Origin of the sequence: Arthrobacter sp. Soil763, from assembly GCF_001428365.1 — a bacterium.
GTDB lineage: Bacteria > Actinomycetota > Actinomycetes > Actinomycetales > Micrococcaceae > Arthrobacter.
In genome coordinates, this window is the sequence record NZ_LMSH01000003.1 from 413,223 (window position 1) to 432,274 (window position 19,052).

At 67.5% G+C, this 19,052-nt stretch carries 14 protein-coding genes, 1 tRNA gene and 1 pseudogene; 6 read left to right on the forward strand and 10 right to left on the reverse strand.

What is annotated here, in order from left to right:
* Nucleotides 1-67: 67 nt before the first annotated feature.
* The gene (locus tag ASG71_RS11640; protein WP_056739365.1) at nucleotides 68-778 is read right to left on the reverse strand and encodes an HAD family hydrolase; all 711 of its coding nucleotides are present in this window, start codon (nucleotides 776-778) and stop codon (nucleotides 68-70) included.
* Between the two features lie 134 nt (nucleotides 779-912).
* On the opposite strand from ASG71_RS11640, the gene ASG71_RS11645 reads away from it, so the two are divergent.
* Entirely contained in the window at nucleotides 913-1,818 is a 906-nt protein-coding gene (locus ASG71_RS11645) for a PAC2 family protein (protein ID WP_056739367.1), read from the forward strand.
* A 10-nt stretch (nucleotides 1,819-1,828) separates the two neighbouring features.
* Here ASG71_RS11645 and mshC read toward each other — a convergent pair whose 3' ends face one another.
* Nucleotides 1,829-3,109 carry a cysteine--1-D-myo-inosityl 2-amino-2-deoxy-alpha-D-glucopyranoside ligase gene (gene mshC / locus ASG71_RS11650; RefSeq protein WP_056739369.1) on the reverse strand — a complete coding sequence of 427 codons (1,281 nt, stop codon included), beginning with the start codon at nucleotides 3,107-3,109 and terminating at the stop codon, nucleotides 1,829-1,831.
* A gap of 15 nt (nucleotides 3,110-3,124) precedes the next feature.
* Nucleotides 3,125-3,958, reverse strand: a complete 834-nt coding sequence (locus ASG71_RS11655) for an undecaprenyl-diphosphate phosphatase (protein WP_056739371.1) — start codon at nucleotides 3,956-3,958, stop codon at nucleotides 3,125-3,127.
* A 50-nt stretch (nucleotides 3,959-4,008) separates the two neighbouring features.
* On the opposite strand from ASG71_RS11655, the gene ASG71_RS11660 reads away from it, so the two are divergent.
* Entirely contained in the window at nucleotides 4,009-4,944 is a 936-nt protein-coding gene (locus tag ASG71_RS11660) for an aldo/keto reductase (protein WP_056739373.1), read from the forward strand.
* A 28-nt stretch (nucleotides 4,945-4,972) separates the two neighbouring features.
* On the opposite strand, the gene ASG71_RS11665 is transcribed toward ASG71_RS11660, so the two are convergent.
* Entirely contained in the window at nucleotides 4,973-6,616 is a 1,644-nt protein-coding gene (locus ASG71_RS11665; RefSeq protein ID WP_157366401.1) for a N,N-dimethylformamidase beta subunit family domain-containing protein, read from the reverse strand.
* Nucleotides 6,617-6,920: 304 nt separating this feature from the next.
* Nucleotides 6,921-7,190: a hypothetical protein gene (locus tag ASG71_RS11670; RefSeq protein ID WP_056739378.1), complete on the reverse strand. Its 270-nt coding sequence runs from the start codon at nucleotides 7,188-7,190 to the stop codon at nucleotides 6,921-6,923.
* A gap of 39 nt (nucleotides 7,191-7,229) precedes the next feature.
* Here ASG71_RS11670 and ASG71_RS11675 point away from each other — a divergent pair, with 39 nt between their 5' ends.
* Nucleotides 7,230-7,463 (forward strand): DUF5703 family protein, encoded by a 234-nt coding sequence (locus ASG71_RS11675; protein ID WP_056739380.1) that lies wholly within the window; start codon nucleotides 7,230-7,232, stop codon nucleotides 7,461-7,463.
* A 16-nt stretch (nucleotides 7,464-7,479) separates the two neighbouring features.
* Here ASG71_RS11675 and ASG71_RS11680 read toward each other — a convergent pair whose 3' ends face one another.
* Together ASG71_RS11680 and ASG71_RS11685 are read right to left on the reverse strand one after the other, a co-directional pair.
* Complete coding sequence (locus tag ASG71_RS11680; RefSeq protein WP_056739382.1) at nucleotides 7,480-8,655, reverse strand: acyl-CoA dehydrogenase family protein; 1,176 nt, start codon at nucleotides 8,653-8,655, stop codon at nucleotides 7,480-7,482.
* Between the two features lie 17 nt (nucleotides 8,656-8,672).
* Entirely contained in the window at nucleotides 8,673-9,977 is a 1,305-nt protein-coding gene (locus tag ASG71_RS11685; RefSeq protein WP_056739384.1) for a M20/M25/M40 family metallo-hydrolase, read from the reverse strand.
* Nucleotides 9,978-10,145: 168 nt separating this feature from the next.
* On the opposite strand from ASG71_RS11685, the gene ASG71_RS11690 reads away from it, so the two are divergent.
* A tRNA-Leu gene (locus ASG71_RS11690) sits at nucleotides 10,146-10,228 on the forward strand.
* A 120-nt stretch (nucleotides 10,229-10,348) separates the two neighbouring features.
* Nucleotides 10,349-10,753 (forward strand): nuclear transport factor 2 family protein, encoded by a 405-nt coding sequence (locus tag ASG71_RS11695; protein ID WP_056739386.1) that lies wholly within the window; start codon nucleotides 10,349-10,351, stop codon nucleotides 10,751-10,753.
* 11 nt (nucleotides 10,754-10,764) lie between these two features.
* Here ASG71_RS11695 and ASG71_RS11700 read toward each other — a convergent pair whose 3' ends face one another.
* On the reverse strand, nucleotides 10,765-11,397 hold the full coding sequence (locus tag ASG71_RS11700; protein WP_056739388.1) for a GNAT family N-acetyltransferase: 633 nt from the start codon (nucleotides 11,395-11,397) through the stop codon (nucleotides 10,765-10,767).
* Nucleotides 11,398-11,716: 319 nt separating this feature from the next.
* Between ASG71_RS11700 and ASG71_RS16705 the strand changes: the two genes are divergently transcribed.
* Entirely contained in the window at nucleotides 11,717-12,391 is a 675-nt protein-coding gene (locus ASG71_RS16705; protein WP_157366403.1) for a hypothetical protein, read from the forward strand.
* Nucleotides 12,392-12,494: 103 nt separating this feature from the next.
* Here ASG71_RS16705 and ASG71_RS16995 read toward each other — a convergent pair.
* The coding region (locus ASG71_RS16995; protein WP_235564068.1) for a PKD domain-containing protein at nucleotides 12,495-13,970 on the reverse strand (1,476 nt) is incomplete at its 5' end.
* A 1-nt stretch (nucleotide 13,971) separates the two neighbouring features.
* A pseudogene (locus ASG71_RS17145) lies at nucleotides 13,972-18,895 on the reverse strand (PKD domain-containing protein); the annotation flags it as partial.
* Nucleotides 18,896-19,052 lie beyond the last annotated feature (157 nt).

A 19,052-nucleotide genomic window follows, 5' to 3' on the forward strand; every position in this document is an offset into this window, starting at 1 on the left:
AACGGCCGTTCCTTGTCCGGGGTGTCCCGGGCCTCTGGCGGCGCGGGCCGCCGCGCCGACGGCTCAGTCACAGGCCGGCCCCGGTGAACTCGTGGCGGAGGGCCAGCAGCCCCTCCAGGTCGGCGACGGTCCGGCCGGCCAGGGTGTCCCAGGTGGCGCGGCGCGGGTCGTGCGGCAGGGGCACGATGTGCGGGATGGCCACGGTGAGGACACCGGACGCCACGGCGGCGGCGACGCCGGGGGCGGAGTCCTCCAGCGCGACGCAGTGGCGGTGGTCCAGTTCCGGGTCGTGCTGCTGGAGGAGTTCGACGGCCTTCAGGTAGGCCTCCGGGTGCGGCTTGCCCTGGGCCACGGTGTCGCCGGTGACCAGGAATTCAAAGTACGGCTTGGGCAGGCTGGCAACGATCTCGCGGGCCAGCGGGGCCTCTGACATGGTCACGAGGGCACAGCGGACGCCCGCGGTGTGCAGTTCGTCCAGCAGCTCCCGGGCGCCGGGCCGCCACGGCACCGATTCCCGGACCTGGTGCACCACGTGCCCGGTCAACGTGTCGATGATCTCGCGGACCTCAAGGTCCACGCCGGCTTCCTGCAGGATGCCGGCGGAGAACACGAGCGACTGGCCGACCAGCTGCATGGCTTTCTCGTGCGACCAGCGTCCGCCGTGGGCGGAGACCAGGGCGTGCTCGGCCTCAATCCAGTACTGCTCCGTATCGACGATGGTGCCGTCCATGTCCCATAGTGCGGCTTTGAGCAGGGGCTGGGAGGCTGGCGATCGCATGCCCCAAGTCTACGGGTCCGGTCCCTGCCGTACCGGGCGGGAGCTGCTGTCGGGGCTACGCCGAGGGCGAATACGTGGAACTCCGCTCCCCCGGCTTCCTGCGCGGCCCGGCCGGTTCGACGTAGGGTGAACCCATGAACAGCTTCGAGCCAGAGATCACGGAAGAGGACGCCGCGCCCGAGCCGGAGCGGTTGCTGCAGCCCGTCCCGGAGGGCCGCCGTGTCACGGTGATGCTGGCCGCCTTCGAAGGCTGGAACGACGCCGGCGAGGCCGCCAGCGACGCGCTGCGGTACCTGAACAAGCTCTGGGGCGGCAAGAAAGTCGGCACCATCGACGCGGACGAGTACTACGATTTCCAGTTCACCCGGCCCACCATCCGGCGGACCGCCTCCGGTGAACGGAAGATCTCCTGGCCCTCCACCCGCATCTTCAAGGCCAGCGTCCCGGAGACCAATGTGGACGTCATCTTCGTCCAGGGGACCGAACCGTCCTACAAGTGGCGGGCCTACACCGCCGAACTGCTGGTCCACGCCGAGGCGCTGAAGGTCGACTACGTGATCCTGGTCGGTGCGCTGCTGGCGGATGTGCCGCACAGCCGGCCCATTCCGGTCAGCACGTCCACGGACGACACGGCCCTGCGGGAGCGGATGGACTTGGAAGCCTCCCAGTACGAGGGGCCCGTCGGGATCGTGGGCGTGCTCGGGGAGGTGGCGCTGCTGGCCGGACTGCCGACCATTTCGCTCTGGGCCGCCGTGCCGCACTACGTCGCCCAGGCCCCGTCGCCGAAGGCGCAGCTGGCGCTGTTGAACCGGATCGAGGAGCTCCTGCAGGTACCCCTGGACACCCGGGACCTGGTGGAGGATGCGGACGCGTGGGAACGCGGCGTCGATGAGCTCGCCACCGAGGACCCGGAGATCGCCGCGTACGTCCGGCAGCTCGAGGAAGCGAAGGACACCGCTGACCTTCCAGAGGCCAGCGGCGAGTCCATCGCGCGGGAGTTCGAGCGCTATTTGAAGCGCCGCGGCAAGGACAAGCCCTAGGGGCCTCGGCCTAGAGTTCGACGCCGAGCAGCGCGTCGACGGCGTCGCGCACCAGCGCGGCGTCCACGGGGGACGCGCCGTCCGGCGCCGCCGCGGCGGCTGCGGCCCAGGCGTCCACGGCGGCGAGGGCGCGCGGGGCGTCAAGGTCATCGGCGAGGGCGGCGCGCAGCTGTCCGATCAGCGGCCCGGCGGAGCCCGCGGGTGCCAGGTCGACGGCGGCACGCCAAGCGCGCAGCCGCTCCTTGGCCTCCTCGAAGCCTTCCGCCGTCCAGGACCAGTCGCTGCGGTAGTGGTGGGCCAGGATCGCCAGCCGGATTGCGGCCGGTTCCTCACCGGCGGCGCGGAGCCGGGACACGAGCACCAGGTTGCCCTTGGATTTGCTCATTTTCTCGCCGTCCAGCCCCACCATGCCGGCGTGGGCGAAGTGTTTGGCCAGCGGAACCCCGGCCAGGGAGTAGGCATGCCCGGCGCCCATTTCATGGTGCGGGAAGACCAGGTCCGAGCCGCCGCCCTGCACGGTGAACGGAGCCGGCAGGTATTTCTGCGCGATCACGGTGCACTCGATGTGCCAGCCGGGCCGCCCCTCCCCCAGGCTGGCGCCGGGCCAGCTGGGTTCACCCTCGCGGGCCACCCGCCACAGCAGCGGGTCCAGGGCCTGGCGCTTTCCGGCGCGGCCGGGGTCGCCGCCGCGCTCGGCGAAAAGTTCCAGCATTTCGGCATCGGAGAGGTGCGAAACGGAACCCAGGGTCCAGGCGTCGCGGGCCGCGGCGGAGTGCTTCCCGGCCGCCTCGACGTCATAGTAGACGTCGCCGTCGGGCTCACCGTCGGTTCCGGCGACCCGGTACGCCAGGCCGCGCTCCAGCAGGGACTCGATGGCGGGGACGATCAGGGGAATGGCCTCGACGGCGCCGACATAGTTGTCCGGTGCCAGCACGTTCAGGGCTTCCATGTCGGTGCGGAACAGCTCGATCTGGCTGGCGGCGAGTTCGCGCCAGTCCACGCCGGTCGCCGTCGCCCGTTCCAGCAGCGGGTCGTCGACGTCGGTGACGTTCTGGACGTAGGAGACCTGCTGGCCGCCGTCGCGCCAGGCCCGGTTCAGCAGGTCGAAGGCGACGTAGCTGGCCGCATGGCCCATGTGGGTGGCGTCGTAGGGGGTGATGCCGCAGACGTACAGGGACTGTTCCCCCGCTGCGTCAAGGGTGACCGGGCCGCCCTCGGCGGTGTCGAACAGACGCAGCGCGGGCATGCTGCCCGGCAGCTGGGGAACGGGGCGGGAAGTCCAGGATTTCACACCCCAAGCCTAGTGCTAGGCGCTGATGACATTGAAACCGAGCAGCAGGTACAGCGCCAGGCCCAGGAAGATGCGGTACCAGACGAAGAGCCGGTAGCTGCGGGTGGAGACGTACTTGAGGAACCAGCCGATGATGACGTAGCCCACCACAAAGGCGATGACGGTCGCGAGGGCGGTTTCCGGCAACCCGTAGGGACCGGTGAGACCGTCCTTGGAGACGACTTTGTACAGCTGGTACAGGCCGCTGCCGAAGACGGCGGGGATGGCCAGCAGGAAGGAGTAGCGGGCCGCCGCCTCCCTGGTGTAGCCCATCAGCAGGCCTGCGGTGATGGTGCCGCCGGAGCGGGAGACGCCGGGAATCAGGGCCATCGCCTGGGCGAGCCCGTAGAGGATTCCGTGCTTGTAGCTCAGCTGCGTCAGCTCACGCTCCTGCCGGCCGACGGCGTCGGCGACCGCGAGGATCATGCCGAAGACGATCAGGGTGGTGGCGACGATCCAGAGGCTGCGCAGCACGGACTCGATCTGGTCCTGGAAGAGCAGGCCGAGGATGATGATCGGGATACTGCCCAGGATCACCAGCCAGCCCATCCGCGCGTCCGGGTCCTGCCGCGATACCTTGCCGGTCAACGAGCCGAACCAGGCCTTGACGATCCGGACGATGTCGCGCCAGAAGTAGACGATCACGGCGGTCTCGGTCCCCAGCTGGGTGATCGCGGTGAAGGCCGCTCCCGGATCCGCGGCGTTGGGCAGGAACTCCCCCACGATCCGCAGGTGGGCGCTTGAAGAAATCGGAAGGAATTCCGTCAGTCCCTGCACAAGGCCAAGAAAGGCCGCTTCTAACCAGTTCACGTTTATAGACCCTACGTTATGGAGTTCCGAAGCACCGTAAGCTTGCAGGCATGCAGCAGCGTTATGTCGGCAACAGTGGGTTGCGTGTCTCGTCCCTTTCCCTTGGCACCATGTCGTGGGCCGGTGAAACCGACGAGCAAGACGCCGCCGGCCTGCTCCGGGCGTTCGTCGACGGCGGCGGCACCATGATCGACACCGCAGCGTCCTATGGAGGAGGCGGCGCCGAGGTCCTGCTCGGCGGCATGCTGGGTGATGTCGTGGCCCGCTCGGAGGTCGTGATCTCCACCAAGGCCGGCCTGGGGGCCTCCGGCGGCCGGCGGAGCGTGGACACTTCCCGCAATGGAATGCTGTCCTCGCTGGACGCCAGCCTGGCCCGGCTGGGCACTGACTACGTGGACCTATGGTTCGCCCAGGCCTGGGATCCCAATGTGCCCCTGGAAGAGACCTTGTCCGCCCTGGAGTTCGCTGTCCGGTCCGGCCGGGCGCGGTACGCCGGCGTCTCCAATTTCACCGGCTGGCAGACCGCCAAGGCGGCGGCCGTCGCCGGGTTCCCGCTGGTCGCGTGCCAGGCGGAGTATTCGCTGCTGCAGCGCCGTGCCGAGGAGGAACTCATTCCCGCGGTGGAAGACGCCGGCCTCGGCCTGCTGGCGTGGGGCCCGCTGGGGCGCGGTGTCCTGACCGGGAAGTACCGCGGCCACATGCCGGCAGACTCCCGGGCGGCCAGCCAGAAACTGGCCGGCTACGTTGAGCCCTACCTGGAGGGCGGTGCGTCCCGGGTGGTGGAGGCCGTGGCGATGGCGGCCAAGGGCCTGGGCCGGAGCGTCCTGGACGTTTCCCTGAGCTGGCTGCTGTCCCAGCACGGGGTGGCCTCCGCCGTGGTGGGTGCCCGGACACCGGTCCAGTTGAAGGAGATCCTGGACGCGGACCTGAAACCGCTGCCGCCGGAAATCGCAACCGCCCTGGAGGACGTGTCCGCGCCGCTATGATCCGGAGGGGAGGAGCGGTGGGTCCCGCCTAGAACGGGATCGGGCCTCTGGCGCTGCTCGTTCCCTTGGCCGTGACTTCGCCCGGGGGGCGCTGTGGCCGCTCCCGACTCTTGGGCGGGGCACCGAGGGGCCCAAGCGATGCTTTGCGGATGATGTTCTGGGTGACCCGGCGGGCGAAGGCTCGGGAACGCGCCGGAACGGCGGCGTCGACCTGAGCCTGGAGCCAGTTCATGGTGCCCATGTTGAGCACCCCCGCCCCGGACGGGACCGTGTAAAAGGTTGAATCCGACCAGCCATGCCGGGTGTGGCCACCCGACTCCGGCGAATGCGCGAAAATGTGGAGATCTTCCGGATACTTGAACCCGGGGTACTCCGACGTCGGGTAGACCCGGTCGGTTTCGCCCCCGGTGAGGCCCGCGTACGTTGCGCCACGGGTTGCGCCGGTGCCAGCGAAGGCAAAAAAGTCTGGATCTGTCACTGTAAACATTCCCTTGGACCGAAGATCGCCGTAGAGGGACCCTGTCAGGGTTGATTCCGGACGGGAGGCGGGCTCCTGACGCCATTGAGTAGTCACGGCCGCCGGGTGCTTACGCCGTACAGGGTCAAGATGCGCCTTCCTGTAGCAAACCAAGATGCGGTCCTTGCCGGTGCTTCCGCGTTCCAGCCGGGTACGCCAATACACGTTGTTGGCTCCGAAAAAGACAATGTTGGCGCCCCTGTCCCGGGCACCCTCGATGGTCCGGCGCAATGTTGGCGACCAGTATTCAGAATGGGCTGAGAAAACAACGGCAGCGGCACCGCGGACGAGGTCGGCGTTTCCGCAGATCCTGGCCTCAGTGGTGTAAGCGAGAGTGAGATTGACGTCTTCGATGGCCTCGGCGGCGCGGATTAGCGGTACATTTTGCGCCTCGAACTCTATGAAGTTCCTGTACGGCCGGTCGAAGGAGACCTTGTATGACCGGGAGCTGCCCCGGGCCGCGCGTGAATGGCCGGGCCCGGTGTACAAACTGCGGCCACCCCAGATGTTGTATGCCTGCATGGTGCAGTCGTTGAAGACCAACACCGCCTTTCCCTTGACTGATGCGGATTCAACCACGAGGGGGATCAGGTGGTTCTGCCCGGATGCGCCTGCCAGGACCAGGTAGTAGAAGCCCTCGGGCCAGCCCGTCGTGTCAATTGATGTCGTCACTTTCCAGGGGCACGAAACCATCCGTGTCACGGGCCGAAAGGTGGGGCGCCGTTGCCGCCAGACATGCACGATGCCGGACGTCCAAACTAGACGCTGACCTGTCCCGTGGTAGTACCCAATCCGGTAGGCCTTGATTCGGATACTGCCTAGCGTGGAGTTGACGTAGACATCCACAATGCGTCGGCTGGCAGTGGATGCGTGCTGGCCCAGGAAACCCTCCAACATCGGGGAGGTCGACCATTTCGAAGGGAACTCGCTTCGGGGCGTGCCGGGGAGCAGGTTCTCGCTGGCGGCATTGAAGGCCGCCACCGTGCCGAGCGGCGACGATTGACCCACCGCTTTGGGCGTCGCTTCCGGCTGTGGCACCGGCATCGCCGGGAGAGACGTCAGCGTCGGGTCATGCATCAAGTGGCCGGACGGCTTCCGATCCCCCGCGGCCGCCCCTGATGCGAAATAGGAAAGGCTTGCTACCGCCGCTCCCATTACGGCTCTCCGTCCGGGACGGGTGCAATTCGCGTCCATTGCGGCCTCGATCCATGCCGGCCGTTTTCATGAAACCGGGTAGCGCCACCTAGCGGCACTGCACGTTCCGGCCCACGGCCCTTCATAAATGTATAAAGGCCGGTGCATGGTGGCAGGCGTAGTGACTACGTGTTTTTTCCGGTCGCAGTTGCGGCGGCGCTCCATGTGTACTCGTTTTCCTTGCAGGGCGTGGCAAATGGCGGGTGCTGGGCACCAGATAGGTGTTAGGCCACGATGCGGCGGTAGAGCAGCTTTGAGACGGGGACTAGCTGTCGCGGAGCAGTTCCAGGTCTTCCTCGTCGTCGACATCTTCGTCCTCGTCCTCGTCATCTTCTTCCTCGATGACTTCAAGCGGGGTCACTTCGCCGTACGCTTCGTAGAGCGAGTCGTCATAGACTTCGAAGGCATCGGCGACAGCAAAAAATGCCGCTTCGACCGCGGGATCCCCTTCTCCCCGCCGCGCCGCAGCAGCGGCCAAATGCTCCTCGAGGGCGGCGGTCAGGGATTGAAGCGCGACACGCGGATCGATGCTCATGACTTCACGTTAGCCCGAAAAAGACGAAAATGGAGAGCGATGAGGGAACAATTTCTGAACAGCTCGGTCCGTCGGGAGCGGGACTATGCGAGGCAGTACGAGTATCTCGTTCTGACCGTCAGCCCTGAGGATTCCCTGCCCGAAGCCCGCCGCCTGCTCGCCGCCCACTCCGAGTACGGGAAGTGGGAATTGGAGCGCAGCGTCCTGTATGTCGGCGGCGGCCGGCGGTTCTGGCTCCGCCGCAAGGTCTTCCAGGTCCAGCGCACCGTCTGACCCGCCGCCCCGCCGGTCAGCCTTCCAGCGGGCCCAGCCAGGCGTTGGCCACCGTGTTGTGCGCCGACTCGTCGTCGGACGGGTGGAACATGCCGGCCAGGACGTCCCGGTAGAGCCGCTCGAGCTCGGAACCGCGGAAATAGCTTGACCCGCCGGAGACCCTGATGGCCAGATCCACCACGGTGCGCGCCGTTTCGGTGGCCCGGACTTTCACCCCCACCAGTTTGGGGAACCACTGCCCGCCGTGGTCGGCGAGGGCATCGACGTCGGACGCCACGGCCGCGAGATGCGGGTAGAGGCCGTCCATCGCCATCGCAGCCTCCGCAATTTTCCAGCGGATGTCGGGGTCCTGGGCGTAGCTGCGGCCGCCGTTTTTGAACGAGGTCCGCCGCTTGACCGACGCCACCCCCAGCTCCAGTGCCCGTTCGCCGATGCCGGTGTAGACCGCTGCGAGCAGCGTCTCGAAGCAGGCGAAAATCGCGAAAATCAGCGGGTCGGCGTTCGGGCCGACCGGGAGTTTGCGGAAGATCCGTTCCGGCGGGACGACGGCTCCCTCGAGCACCGTGGTGTTGGACTGGCTGGCCCGCATGCCCAGGGTGTCCCAGTCGGACAGGATCTGGTAGCCGGGGGTTTCGCGGTCGATGAAGCCGTGGACAAGCTCGCCTTCGCCGCCACGGCCCGTGGCGTCCTTGCCGAAAATGCCCAGCCGGGTCCAGGCCGGCGACAGGCTCGTGAAGATCTTCGTCCCGGTGAACCCGTAGCTGCCGTCCGGCAGCGGAGTCGCCTCGGTCTTCGAATCAAACAGGACTGAGTCGTTGCCGGCCTCCGAGTTGCCGAAGGCGAAGATCTCACCCTGCGCGGCCTCTTTCAGGACGAAGTCCAGGGACGAATCGCCGCGGGCCGCCAGGACGTACGCGACGCCGGTCCACACCAGGTGCATATTGATCGCCAGCGCCGTGGCCGGCGCCGCGGTGGCCAGCCGGCGCTGCAGTTGCGCCGCTCCGGCCAGGCCCAGTCCCAGTCCCCCGTCCTCGACCGGGACGAAGGCCTTCAGGTAACCGGCGTCGGCGAGCTCGCGGAGATCCTCGGTGAAGAACGCATTGTCCCGGTCGTAGCCGGCGGCCCGGCCCCGGATCCGTTCCAGCAGCGCGTCGGGCAGGATGGTGTGCGGTGTGCGGTCTTGGGATGCCATCGGTCTGAAACGTCCGCTCAGTAGTTGCTTAGGAGGGTCTTGAGCACGCGCGTGCCGAATTTTAGCGACTCGGCCGGGACGCGTTCGTCGACGCCGTGGAACATGCCGGTGAAGTCCAGGTCCTCCGGCAGCATCAGCGGCGCGAAACCATATCCGGTGATGCCGAGCCGGCTCAGCGCCTTGTTGTCCGTGCCGCCGGACAGCGTATAGGGCAGGACTTTCGCGCCCGGATCTTCGGAGTGCAGGGCGTCGATCATCGAGTCGACGAGGTTGCCGGCGAACGGCACCTCGAGGGAGACGTCCTGGTGCACGTAGCTGACGTCAACGCCCGCACCGGCGAGGTCCCTGACGATCTCGAGGACCTGGTCCTGCTGGCCGGGCAGCGTGCGGCAGTCGACCAGGGCTTCAGCGGACTCGGGGATCACGTTGTGTTTGTAGCCGCCCTTGAGCAGGGTCGGGTTGGTGGTGTTCTGCAGGGTGGCGCCGACGAAGCGGGCCACGGTGCCAAGTTCCTTGAGGATCTTCTCCGGGTCGTCAGCGTCGAACTCGACGCCGGTGAGTTCGGTCACGCCGTCCAGGAACTGCCGGGTGGTCGGCGTCAGTTCCACCGGCCAGCGGTAGTCCCCGATCCGGGAGACCGCGCCGGCGAGCCGGGTCACGGCGTTGTCGGTGTTGATCTGGGACCCGTGGCCGGCCCTGCCGTGGGCGACCAGCCGCAGCCAGGACAGGCCCTTCTCGGCGGTCTGCAGCAGGTAGGTGCGCTGGCCGCCGATGGTCGCCGAGAACCCGCCCACCTCGGAGATCGCCTCGGTAGCACCCTCGAACAGCTCCGGCCGGTGCTCGACGGCGTAACCGGCGCCGTACTTGCCGCCGGCCTCCTCATCGGCGAAGAACGCGAAAACGATGTCGCGCTTGGGCTTGCGGCCGGTGCGGGCGAAGTCACGGAGGACGGCGAGGATCATGGCATCCATGTCCTTCATGTCCACGGCCCCGCGGCCCCAGATCAGGCCGTCTTTGAGTTCGGCGCCGAAGGGGTCCACGGACCACTGGTCGCGCAGGGCGGGAACGACGTCGAGGTGGCCGTGGACCACCAGCGCGCTGGCGGACGGGTCTTCGCCCGCCATCCTGGTCACGACACTTGCACGGCCCGGAGCGGACTCGAAGATTTCGGCCTCCAGACCCACCTCGGTGATCAACCCGGCCGTGTACTCGGCCGCGGCGCGCTCCCCCGGCCCGGAGCCGTCGCCGTAGTTGGAGGTGTCGATCCGGATCAGCTCCTGGCAGATCCGGACAACTTCGTCTTCAGGCCGAACTTCAGTCATATCGCTCCTCAGGGATCCGGTGGTGGGGCTCGGTACTGGCTTCAGCCTACCCACACCGCCCCGGCAGGCCCCGATTATTTGTTTCCGAAAACTTCGTGTAGAGTCTTTCTCGCTGCTTCCGAGAAAAGCAAAACGCTGAAAGGCGAAATTTTCCCGGAAATACCACCTGCGCGGGTGGCGGAATGGCAGACGCGCTAGCTTGAGGTGCTAGTCCTCGAAAGGGGGTGGGGGTTCAAGTCCCCCTCCGCGCACACAAGGAAAAGCCCTTGGAATCTTCGGATTCCGAGGGCTTTTTTGTTGTCCGGGAGCAGCGCTGCCCAGGGCGCCGCTGCCCGATGGCGGCGCCTCGGGCAGCGGCGCATACTGGGAGCATGACCGACCGCGATGATTTCCTGGTCTGGGTGACCTCGGTGCTGTACCGGGCCGAAGTGGCGCTGCACAACGGGGACGCCGGCCCGCGCCGCGCGATCTGGTCCCGCCACGAGCCGGTCAGCGTGCTGGGGGCCTGGCGTAACGCTTCGGGGCTGGAGCAGGTGGATGAACTCTTCGCCGCGCTGGGGCGGAGCTTCTCCGATTGCACCGCCTACAGCTTCGAACTGCAGGCCTTCGACGTCGTCGGCGACCTGGCCTACACGGCAGGGCAGGAGCACATCACCGCCTCGGTCGACGGTGAACCGCGCAGCTACACGCTGCGGGCCACCCAGGTGTACCGGCGGGAAGACGGGGAATGGAAGGTCGCCCACCGGCACGGGGACACGGTCAACCCGGTGGCTTGACCCCCGCCGGGCTACACAGCCAGCAGGTCGGCGCGGCTCGGACCGGCCAGCGCCGCCAGCGCCCGCGGCCGCACGTCCGGCCACTCCTCGGTCAACAGCGACAGGATGACGAAGTCCCGCCACAGCCCGTCGATGTTGCGCGAGGACCGGCGGCGGGTACCTTCGGCTGTGAAACCGAACCGGACCAGCGACGAGAGGGAGCGCTGGTTGCGGGCGTCCACGTCGCACTCGACCCGTCCGGCCCCGCACGAGAACAGCCAGTCCAACAGGGTGATCTTCACCTCGTGGTTCACCTTGGCTCCCCAGAGATCCGGATCGATCACGGTACGCCCGATCTTGACGCGCTCGGAGAGGTCGTCGTGGTCGGTGATGCCGGTGGTCCCGACGAACCGCGACTGCCCCTGCGGAAGCTGCCGGTACACCGAAAAGACCTGCAGACCGGCGAAACGGCGATCCACGAACGCCGCCAGCTCGGCCTCCCCCGCGGGCCGTGCCTCGCTGTCGCTGAACCCCTGGGACCAGATCTCATCCCGGGCAAGGAGCCGGGCCAGCGGCTCGACATCGAGCGGTGTGAACGGGGCCAAAACGAACCTGCCGGTGACCGTCTGGAGGGTCGGCAGGGTCTCAGGAAGGAACAGCGCCATTGCGGCCTTTCTGGTGCGCGGGGATGCAGGGGGAACGGGTGGGACGGGCGCCGTCCTGGCCAGAAAATTTGAGGCGGCAAGAGAAATTATCACCCCGGTGCCACACCCCGCAACGACACGCGGAAGGCGGCTTTTTGGGGGCCGCCGGACAGGCGCGCCGGGAGGTTCGCGAAGGCCTGCCGGCGCACCGCCGCGTACCCGCTCCAGCCGTCCTGTGCCCGCTATAGTCAGCACAACCAGCCGTGTACGATACTGGATCATTGTCCTCCGAGGACCCGGGGTCGTCGGTGCAGAGGGCGGTCATCGAGGGGGAGAAACTATGGCAGCACCGGATCAGGCACCAAAAGCCAGGACGCGCACCATCGGCATCGTTGCCGCAGCAGCCGTTCTGGCCGCGCTGGTGGTCCTGCTGATCGTCACGCAAGCCAGCCCCGGTGCCGTCCGGACAGACGCCCCCAACGGTACTTCGCAGTCCGCCACGCAATCCGCCACGGCGTCTCCCCCGCCGTCGTCGGCGGCCACTACACCGTCGCCAGCCCCGCCGGGAAGCGCCGCGCCCGCCGTTGCCGTTCCGGCCCCCGTCGCGGCTGCGGCGACCAGGAACGCCGCCGCGTACGTGGGCACCACTGCCGCGGCTCTCGCCGCGGTAAACCCGCCCAGCAAGGCCCAACTCTCAGCATTGGCCACCGGCTCCGCCTACGACTCCCTGCTCGCAAAGGCCAGCGAGTACAAGGCCAACGGCTGGCACCTCGACGGCAAACCGAAGGTGGTGTCAACCAAGGTTGTCCGCTACCAGCCGGGCGCACAGCCGCCCACCGTGACCCTCAACGTCTGCGTCGATTCCTCGGCAGTGTCGGTGCTGACGAGCGCCGGAGCGACCGTCCAGAAGGGCAGCGCCAACGACAGGTCCTTGAACGTGATGACGCTGGTACAGTCCGCGACCCGCACGTGGCTCGTCAGCCAGGTAACCTTCCCGGACAACCCGGACTGCTGATGGCCCCGGCCCCCTCGGCGCACAGAAGCGGCCCCGCCCGCAGCCGGTGCAGCTGCGGGCGGGGCCGCCTGATCAGATGGTGCGGAGAATCCCCGCCGGGGACTCATGGCTGCTTCGTCAGCGTAGCCTTCAGGTCGAAGCTGATGTCGGGCGTGGCCCGGTAGTTCAGGTGGGTCTCCACCGCGATGGTGTTGATGCCTCCCACCAACAGGGACGTAGGCACGTCGATGGTCAGCGGCGCCGCGTTGGCTTTGGCCGTGCTGGTCGCAACCGAAGCGTAAGTGGAGAACGTCACTGCCCCCGCGGGCATATTTTTCCGGGCTACCTCGGTTCCGTTGATGTAGACCACGACCCCGTCGTCGGCCACGGTGTTCAACGTGAGTTTGGATACCTTGGCGGGGTCATCCACGTTGAACTGATTGAGGAAGTACGCTGCCAGCGGCCGGCTGCTGGTCGGAGGCGGAACATCGATGTTGGTGCCCAGGCCCGTTGTGCCGAACCCGAGGACGGCGTTGCCGATCTTCCAGGCGGAGGCATCGAACCCGTTGTTCTTCCAGGCGGAGTCGGGCGCCGTCCCTTCGTAGCGCCAACTCCACGGGGCCTTCGCCGGCACCACTGCTACGTCCACCGGCCCGCTCACCGAGGTGACCGTCACCGGAGCCGTTGCCACACCGGTCGCCCCCTTGTTGTCCGTCGTCGTGAGCGTGACGGTGTAGGTCCCGGCTGCGGCGTAGGTGTGCGTCGCGGTCGCCCCTGATCCGGTGGTGTTGTCACCGTAATTCCAGGCGTACGAAGCGATCGTTCCGTCGGCATCCGCCGACGTGGAACCGTCCAGCGCCACCGCCAGGCCGGAAACCGTCGAGGTGAACTTGGCGACGGGCGCCTGGTTTGGCGCCGTTCCGCCGACTGTTGCCGTGGCGCTCAGGTCGAAGCTGATGTCGGCCGTTGCGCGGTAGTTCAGGTGCGTTTCGACGGCGATGGTGTTGGTCCCGTTCCGCAGGAGGTACACCGGCACATCCACCGTCACCGGGCTGGCCGAAGCCACCGACGTCCGGGTGGCGGTTGACGCGTAGGTATTGAACGTCACGGTGCCGGCAGGCATGTTGCTTCTGCCCACCTCGGTCCCGTTGACGTAGACCACCACGCCGTCGTCGGCGACCGTCTTGAGTGCCAGCTTGGAAACACTGGCCGCGCTGTCCACCGTGAAGGTCTTGATGAAGTAGGCAGCCAGGGGCCGCGTGCTGGTGCCGGTGCTGACATCGATGTTTGTTCCCAGCCCGGTCGAGCCGAAGCCCAGGACGCCCTTCCCGGTCTTCCAGGACGAGGCGTCGAACCCCTGTTCCTTCCAGCCGGCCGGCGGCGCGGTGGCTTCGTAGCGCCAGCTCCAGTCGGACTTTGCCGGAACGGCCACCACGTCCACCGGTGCCGGTGCCGTGACGGTGACCTGGCCGGTCGTCTCCCCCGTCGCGCCCTGGTTGTCGGTGACGGTGAGCTTGACCGTGTAGGTGCCCGCGGCCGTGTAGGTGTGGGTCGCGGTGGCACCCTGGCCGGCGGAGCCGTCCCCGAAGTCCCACGCGTANTGTCGGTGACGGTGAGCTTGACCGTGTAGGTGCCCGCGGCCGTGTAGGTGTGGGTCGCGGTGGCACCCTGGCCGGCGGAGCCGTCCCCGAAGTCCCACGCGTACTTATCCACCGTGCCGTCCGGATCCAAGGAACCGGACCCGTCGACCGTGATCCCCAGGTCCTTGGCCGTCGAGGTGAATAATGCCACCGGCGCCTTGTTCACCGGCGGGGCCGTGACGGTGACCTGGCCGGTCTTCTCCCCCGTCGCGCCCTGGTTGTCGGTGACGGTGAGCTTGACCGTGTAGGTGCCCGCGGCCGTGTAGGTGTGGGTCGCGGTGGCACCCTGGCCGGCGTTGTCGGTGACGGTGAGCTTGACCGTGTAGGTGCCCGCGGCCGTGTAGGTGTGGGTCGCGGTGGCACCCTGGCCGGCGGAGCCGTCCCCGAAGTCCCACGCGTAGTTATCCACCGTGCCGTCCGGATCCAAGGAACCGGATCCGTCGACCGTGATCCCCAGGTCCTTGGCCGTCGAGGTGAATGACGCCGCCGGCGCCTTGTTCACCGGCGCCACGGTGGTCCCGAGTTGGTGGTGCCTGGCCACCTCGGCCGCGGTCAGTGCCGAGGGGTAGACGGCGGCTTCGTCGAGGGTGCCGGCGAAGAACGAACTGCTGGATCCCCAGGTGGTGTCCCCGCCGATCCGCCAGTAGCCGGTGTACTCCTGGGCCGCGGTTTGCGGGTTGGTGCCCACCTCGGCACCGTCCACGTAGAGGACCATGCCGGCAGCGGACTGCGTCGCCACCACCGAGTGCCACTGCCCGTCGTTGTAGGCACCGGGGGTGGTGATCGTGTTCATCTGGCCCGTATACGTTCCAAAGACCAGGCGGCCGTCATCCTGCATGTACACGTGCCGGTCATAATTGCCGGAGGTTCCGGTGGCGCTGTTGCCGAACCCGATCAGCTTCCCGCCCCGGGTGGTGCCGGTGTTGAACCAGACCTCCAGGGAATAGGTGGTCGGGTTGGAGAACGTGTTGCGGGTGGCGACCAGGCCGGAGTTACCGTCGAAGGAGGCCGCAGTGCTCTCCCCTCCCGGCAGCACTCCGGCAGTGCCCAGGGTGACGCCGCCCGAGTAGTTACCGGCGCTGCCGGCGGGGCTGGAGTCCTGCGCGGCGGGGCCCTCGCTTTCACCCAGCCGGTAGTAGAGTGTGGGGTTTCCGGCGTAGACCGCGGCACCGTAGGCATCCGCCGGCGCGGGCCGGGTGATGGCAACCGGGTGGCTCACCGAGGACGTCAGCCCGAGGTCGTCTGTCAGGGTCAGCGTGACCTGGTAGGTGCCGGCCGAGGAGAAGACATGGGTGGTGGTGACCCCCGTGCCCGTGGTGCCGTCGCCGAAGTCCCACGCGTAGCTGGTGATGTTGCCGTCATCGGTCGAGGCAGAGGCATCCAAGGCGGCGGAGGCGTCGCTGACGGTGGAGCTGAAGACCGCCGCCGGGGCCAGGTTGCCGCCGCCCAGATGGTAGTGCTGGGCAACCTTTGCCGCGGTCAGTGCCGTCGGGTAGACGGCCGCCTCGTCGAGGAGTCCGGCGAAGAACGGGCTGCTGGATCCCCAGGTGGTGTCCCCGCCGATCCGCCAGTATCCGGAGTAGGGCTGGGCCTGGGTTTGCGGGTTTGTCCCCACCCGGGCGCCGTCCACATAAAGGGCCATGCCGTCGACGGATTGCGTGGCAGCCATCAGGTGCCATTTGCCGTCGTTGTAGGCGGCGGGGCTGGTGATCGTGTTCGGCTGGCCGGTCCAGGTTCCGAACACGAGGCGCCCGTCGTCCTGCATGTACACGTGCCGGTCGTAGTTGTTGGAGGTTCCAACCGGCTGGTCGCCGAAGCCAATCAGCTTTCCGCCGGTGGTGGTGGTCGTGTTGAACCACAGCTCCAAGGTGTAGGCGCCGGGGTTGTCGTAGCTCTGCTGACTGGCCACCATGCCGGAGGTGCCGTCAAACGCGGCGGCCGTGTCCGGCACGTCCGGCAGCGCCCCGGCGGAATCGAGGGTCACGCCGCCCGAATAGGTTCCCGGGCTGTCAGCGGCACCCGAATCCGCCGCTGTTGTCCCGCTGCCGTCGCCCAGGCGGTAGTACAGTGTGGGCTTCTCACCGTAGACGGCGGCGCCGTAGGCATCCTTCGGCGCAGGCTGCACAATTGTCAGCGTCTTCATCAGGCCCGCCCGCTCGCCGCCGTCGTCCGTGACGACCAGACGGACCTGATAGGTCCCGGCTGCCGTGTAGGTGTGGCTGGCGGTGACGCCGGAGCCGGTGGTGCCGTCACCGAAGTTCCAGGCATAGTCGGCAATGGTTCCGTTGTCTGTTGAACCCGATGCGTCGAAGTTTTGAGCCCAGCCGTCGGCGGCAGAGGTGAACGAGGCCACCGGAGCAGGATTTCCCCCGCTGGTGACCACGGCCGGCGAACTGGCCGAAAGATTGCCGGCGGCGTCGACGGCCCGCACGAAGAAGCGGTTCTCGCCGCCCTTCGGAACGGTGATGCTCGTGCCGGTGGTCGTTGCCACCACCCGGTCATTACGCAGGATCTGGTAGGAAACGCTGCCGCTGTTGTCCGACGCCGCACTCCACGAAAGCTTTACCGTCGTCGATCCGTCCGACGACGGCGTCACGGCGGCCGGGGTGGTGGGGGCGGTCGCGTCGGTCTGCTGGAACCGGGCGAAGCCTCCCGCCCACCGCGACACCGACGTCCGTGTCGCAGCCGTGGCTATGTCTCCGCCGGCCCACAGGGTGCCGTTGCTGTCTACTAGGGAAGCCCACACCCCTTCGGCCTTCTTGGCACAGGTGATGGTCGGACTGAAGGTGGGGACTATCTGGCCCGTGGCCGCGTCCCACGCCCCGATGTAGCTGAAGGCGTCGGCGTGGGTCCACCCTGTTCCGACGTCCGGCCAGGTGAAGGCGTTGGAGTAGTTCCAGTCGTGGCCGTGCGAGCCTGCGTAGAGGATGCCCGTTGTGCTGGACGCCATCGTCTGGAAATCGCCATGGTTCTTGCCGATGTTCCCGGACAACCGCTCAAACGTTGAGGGGGAAAAGCTGAAGAGGCTGTGCTCGGACCCGCCGACCCAGACGCGGTCTCCGACGGCCCCCACGGTCTGCTGGTAGTCCTTGCCGTTGCTCCACACCGGGTTCCAGGCCGGCGTGGCGAGCGGGGCGCCGGCGATGGTCTGCACGGCCGCAGTCCTGCGTGCGGTGACCCCGGCCGCGTTGGAGAAGAATCCGGCCGCGTAGACCCGGCTGCCGTCCGCGGACGGCGAGATCCCCATCACGGTCCCGTCCATGTTGGGGTTCCACTCGGGGTCCGGTGTGCCGTCGGTCAGCGACAGGCGGCCCAGGTCCCGCGCATAGACGGGCGTGGTCGGCCGGCTTCCTCCGCTGAGATGTGTAAAGGAACCGCCCAGGTAGAGCCAGTTGCCGTTGACCGCCAGGTCCGTGACCCGCATGACGTCGCCGATGATGCGGTCCTCCACGGCCGCCGACCAGTTGGTCGCCGTGGCGCCTGTCGTCGGGTTCAGTGTCACCAGAGAGGGCGCCGCGGCGCCGTTCACCGTCGTGAACATGCCGCCGGCCACGACGTTGCCGTCGGGCAGGACGGCCAGGGACATCACCGAGCCATCGAGCTTAGGGGCAAACCCGGGCAACAGTTGGCCGGTATCGACGTCGAACGCCGCCAGGAACGCCTGGGGGACCTTGTCAGCCCCGGTGGAATTGGCTGCGCGCTGGACGGCGGTGAAGTTGCCGCCGACGTACATCGTCTTGCCGCTCTGGACGAATGCCTGCGACAGCACGTCCCCTTCACGTTTCGGAGCCGCCGGGTCGGCCAGCCCCCAGGGGCTGTCCAGCGCCAGGGAGGACGCCACCGGGACATTCGTTTTCGCTGCGGTGCCGCCGTCTCCGATGCGGGTGAAGCCCGCGTCCAGGGAGGTGAGCCGGGGTCGGAGATACATTTCCGTGTACGGACGGGCGGATCCCTGCCCGTCCGTCTTCGACCAGAGGTAGCTGGTGCTGCTGCTGGTGCCGGTTACCGCCGGACCGAAGGAAAACCCCTGGGTATAGCCCTGCGATGCGTCCGCCAGGGTGTTGGTGGTGACCCGCTGGTACGCGTCATCTGCGCCAAAGTTGGAGCTCAGCCCTCCTCCGCCGCGCACGCCGTCAAAGGTGAACCAGGCCACCTGGTGCTCCGCGCTGAAGGTCCAGACCCAGCGCTCCCCCTTGTTCGTATTGAACCGGGCTTCCTGCCACTGCGTCCCGTCCGCATTCATCGCCCGCTTGAGGCGGATGCCGTCGGTCAGGGCGTCCGGGCGGCCGCCGTTGAGCAATCCCTGCACGACGGTGGCCGAGTATTGCGTCGTTGCTGATGACATGGGGTTCAGGCCGGCGGTGCGCAGTGCAGACGGCGAGCCCTTCCCGTTGTTGTTGACCACCCAGCCTTCCCGGCCCTTGCCGATCAGGACCCAGCCGCCGCCGTCGGTGGTCATGTCGCAGTAGAACTGCGCGGGGGCATCCATGGCGGGCGTCAGCAGCCAGTAGGTGCCGTTGGCCGCCGCAGGGGCGTCCTGCTTGATTTCCCAGCACGAGGCCGCCGCCGTCGCCGCCGTCGAGCCGTTCCGCACCACCACCGGCGCCGCCGCGGCCGGTGACGGATTGGCCACCAGTGCAGAGAAGACGATTGAAGCGATGGCCAGCGGTCCAGCAACTTTTGAAATTACGCGCGCCCTCGACACAGGGAGCCCCCTTAGGAAGAGACCGGAAGGCGCCGGGAAGACGCACACTCCTGGAGACCTGACACTCTTCAGAGCCGGAAAGTGAAGCAAGAGTATGACGGCGGATCCCGGAAAAATAGCGTGGAAACGGCATCCGGCTACCCGAATGCCGCCCGCGGCTACCCGTCTAATCCGCGGCACTACTTACCGGCGAAGCGGCGCCACCTGAACGCGGCGACAGGAGCTGCACAGGAACCGCCTTGGACGCTGTCACGACGGACTGGAGCGCCTCCATCCGGGCATTCATCGACGGACCGAGGTCCCGGGTCCGCCGCCGGACTACCTATGGACCGGCAGG

Coding starts and splice junctions, on each gene's coding strand:
- ASG71_RS11680 (WP_056739382.1), bottom strand. CDS start 8,655: ATGGCATCCCAAGACCGCACACCGCACACCATCCTGCCCGACGCGCTG.
- ASG71_RS11640 (WP_056739365.1), bottom strand. CDS start 778: ATGCGATCGCCAGCCTCCCAGCCCCTGCTCAAAGCCGCACTATGGGAC.
- ASG71_RS11665 (WP_157366401.1), bottom strand. CDS start 6,616: ATGGGAGCGGCGGTAGCAAGCCTTTCCTATTTCGCATCAGGGGCGGCC.
- ASG71_RS11685 (WP_056739384.1), bottom strand. CDS start 9,977: ATGACTGAAGTTCGGCCTGAAGACGAAGTTGTCCGGATCTGCCAGGAG.
- ASG71_RS11660 (WP_056739373.1), top strand. CDS start 4,009: ATGCAGCAGCGTTATGTCGGCAACAGTGGGTTGCGTGTCTCGTCCCTT.
- ASG71_RS11645 (WP_056739367.1), top strand. CDS start 913: ATGAACAGCTTCGAGCCAGAGATCACGGAAGAGGACGCCGCGCCCGAG.
- ASG71_RS11670 (WP_056739378.1), bottom strand. CDS start 7,190: ATGAGCATCGATCCGCGTGTCGCGCTTCAATCCCTGACCGCCGCCCTC.
- ASG71_RS16705 (WP_157366403.1), top strand. CDS start 11,717: ATGGCAGCACCGGATCAGGCACCAAAAGCCAGGACGCGCACCATCGGC.
- ASG71_RS11675 (WP_056739380.1), top strand. CDS start 7,230: ATGAGGGAACAATTTCTGAACAGCTCGGTCCGTCGGGAGCGGGACTAT.
- ASG71_RS11700 (WP_056739388.1), bottom strand. CDS start 11,397: ATGGCGCTGTTCCTTCCTGAGACCCTGCCGACCCTCCAGACGGTCACC.
- ASG71_RS11695 (WP_056739386.1), top strand. CDS start 10,349: ATGACCGACCGCGATGATTTCCTGGTCTGGGTGACCTCGGTGCTGTAC.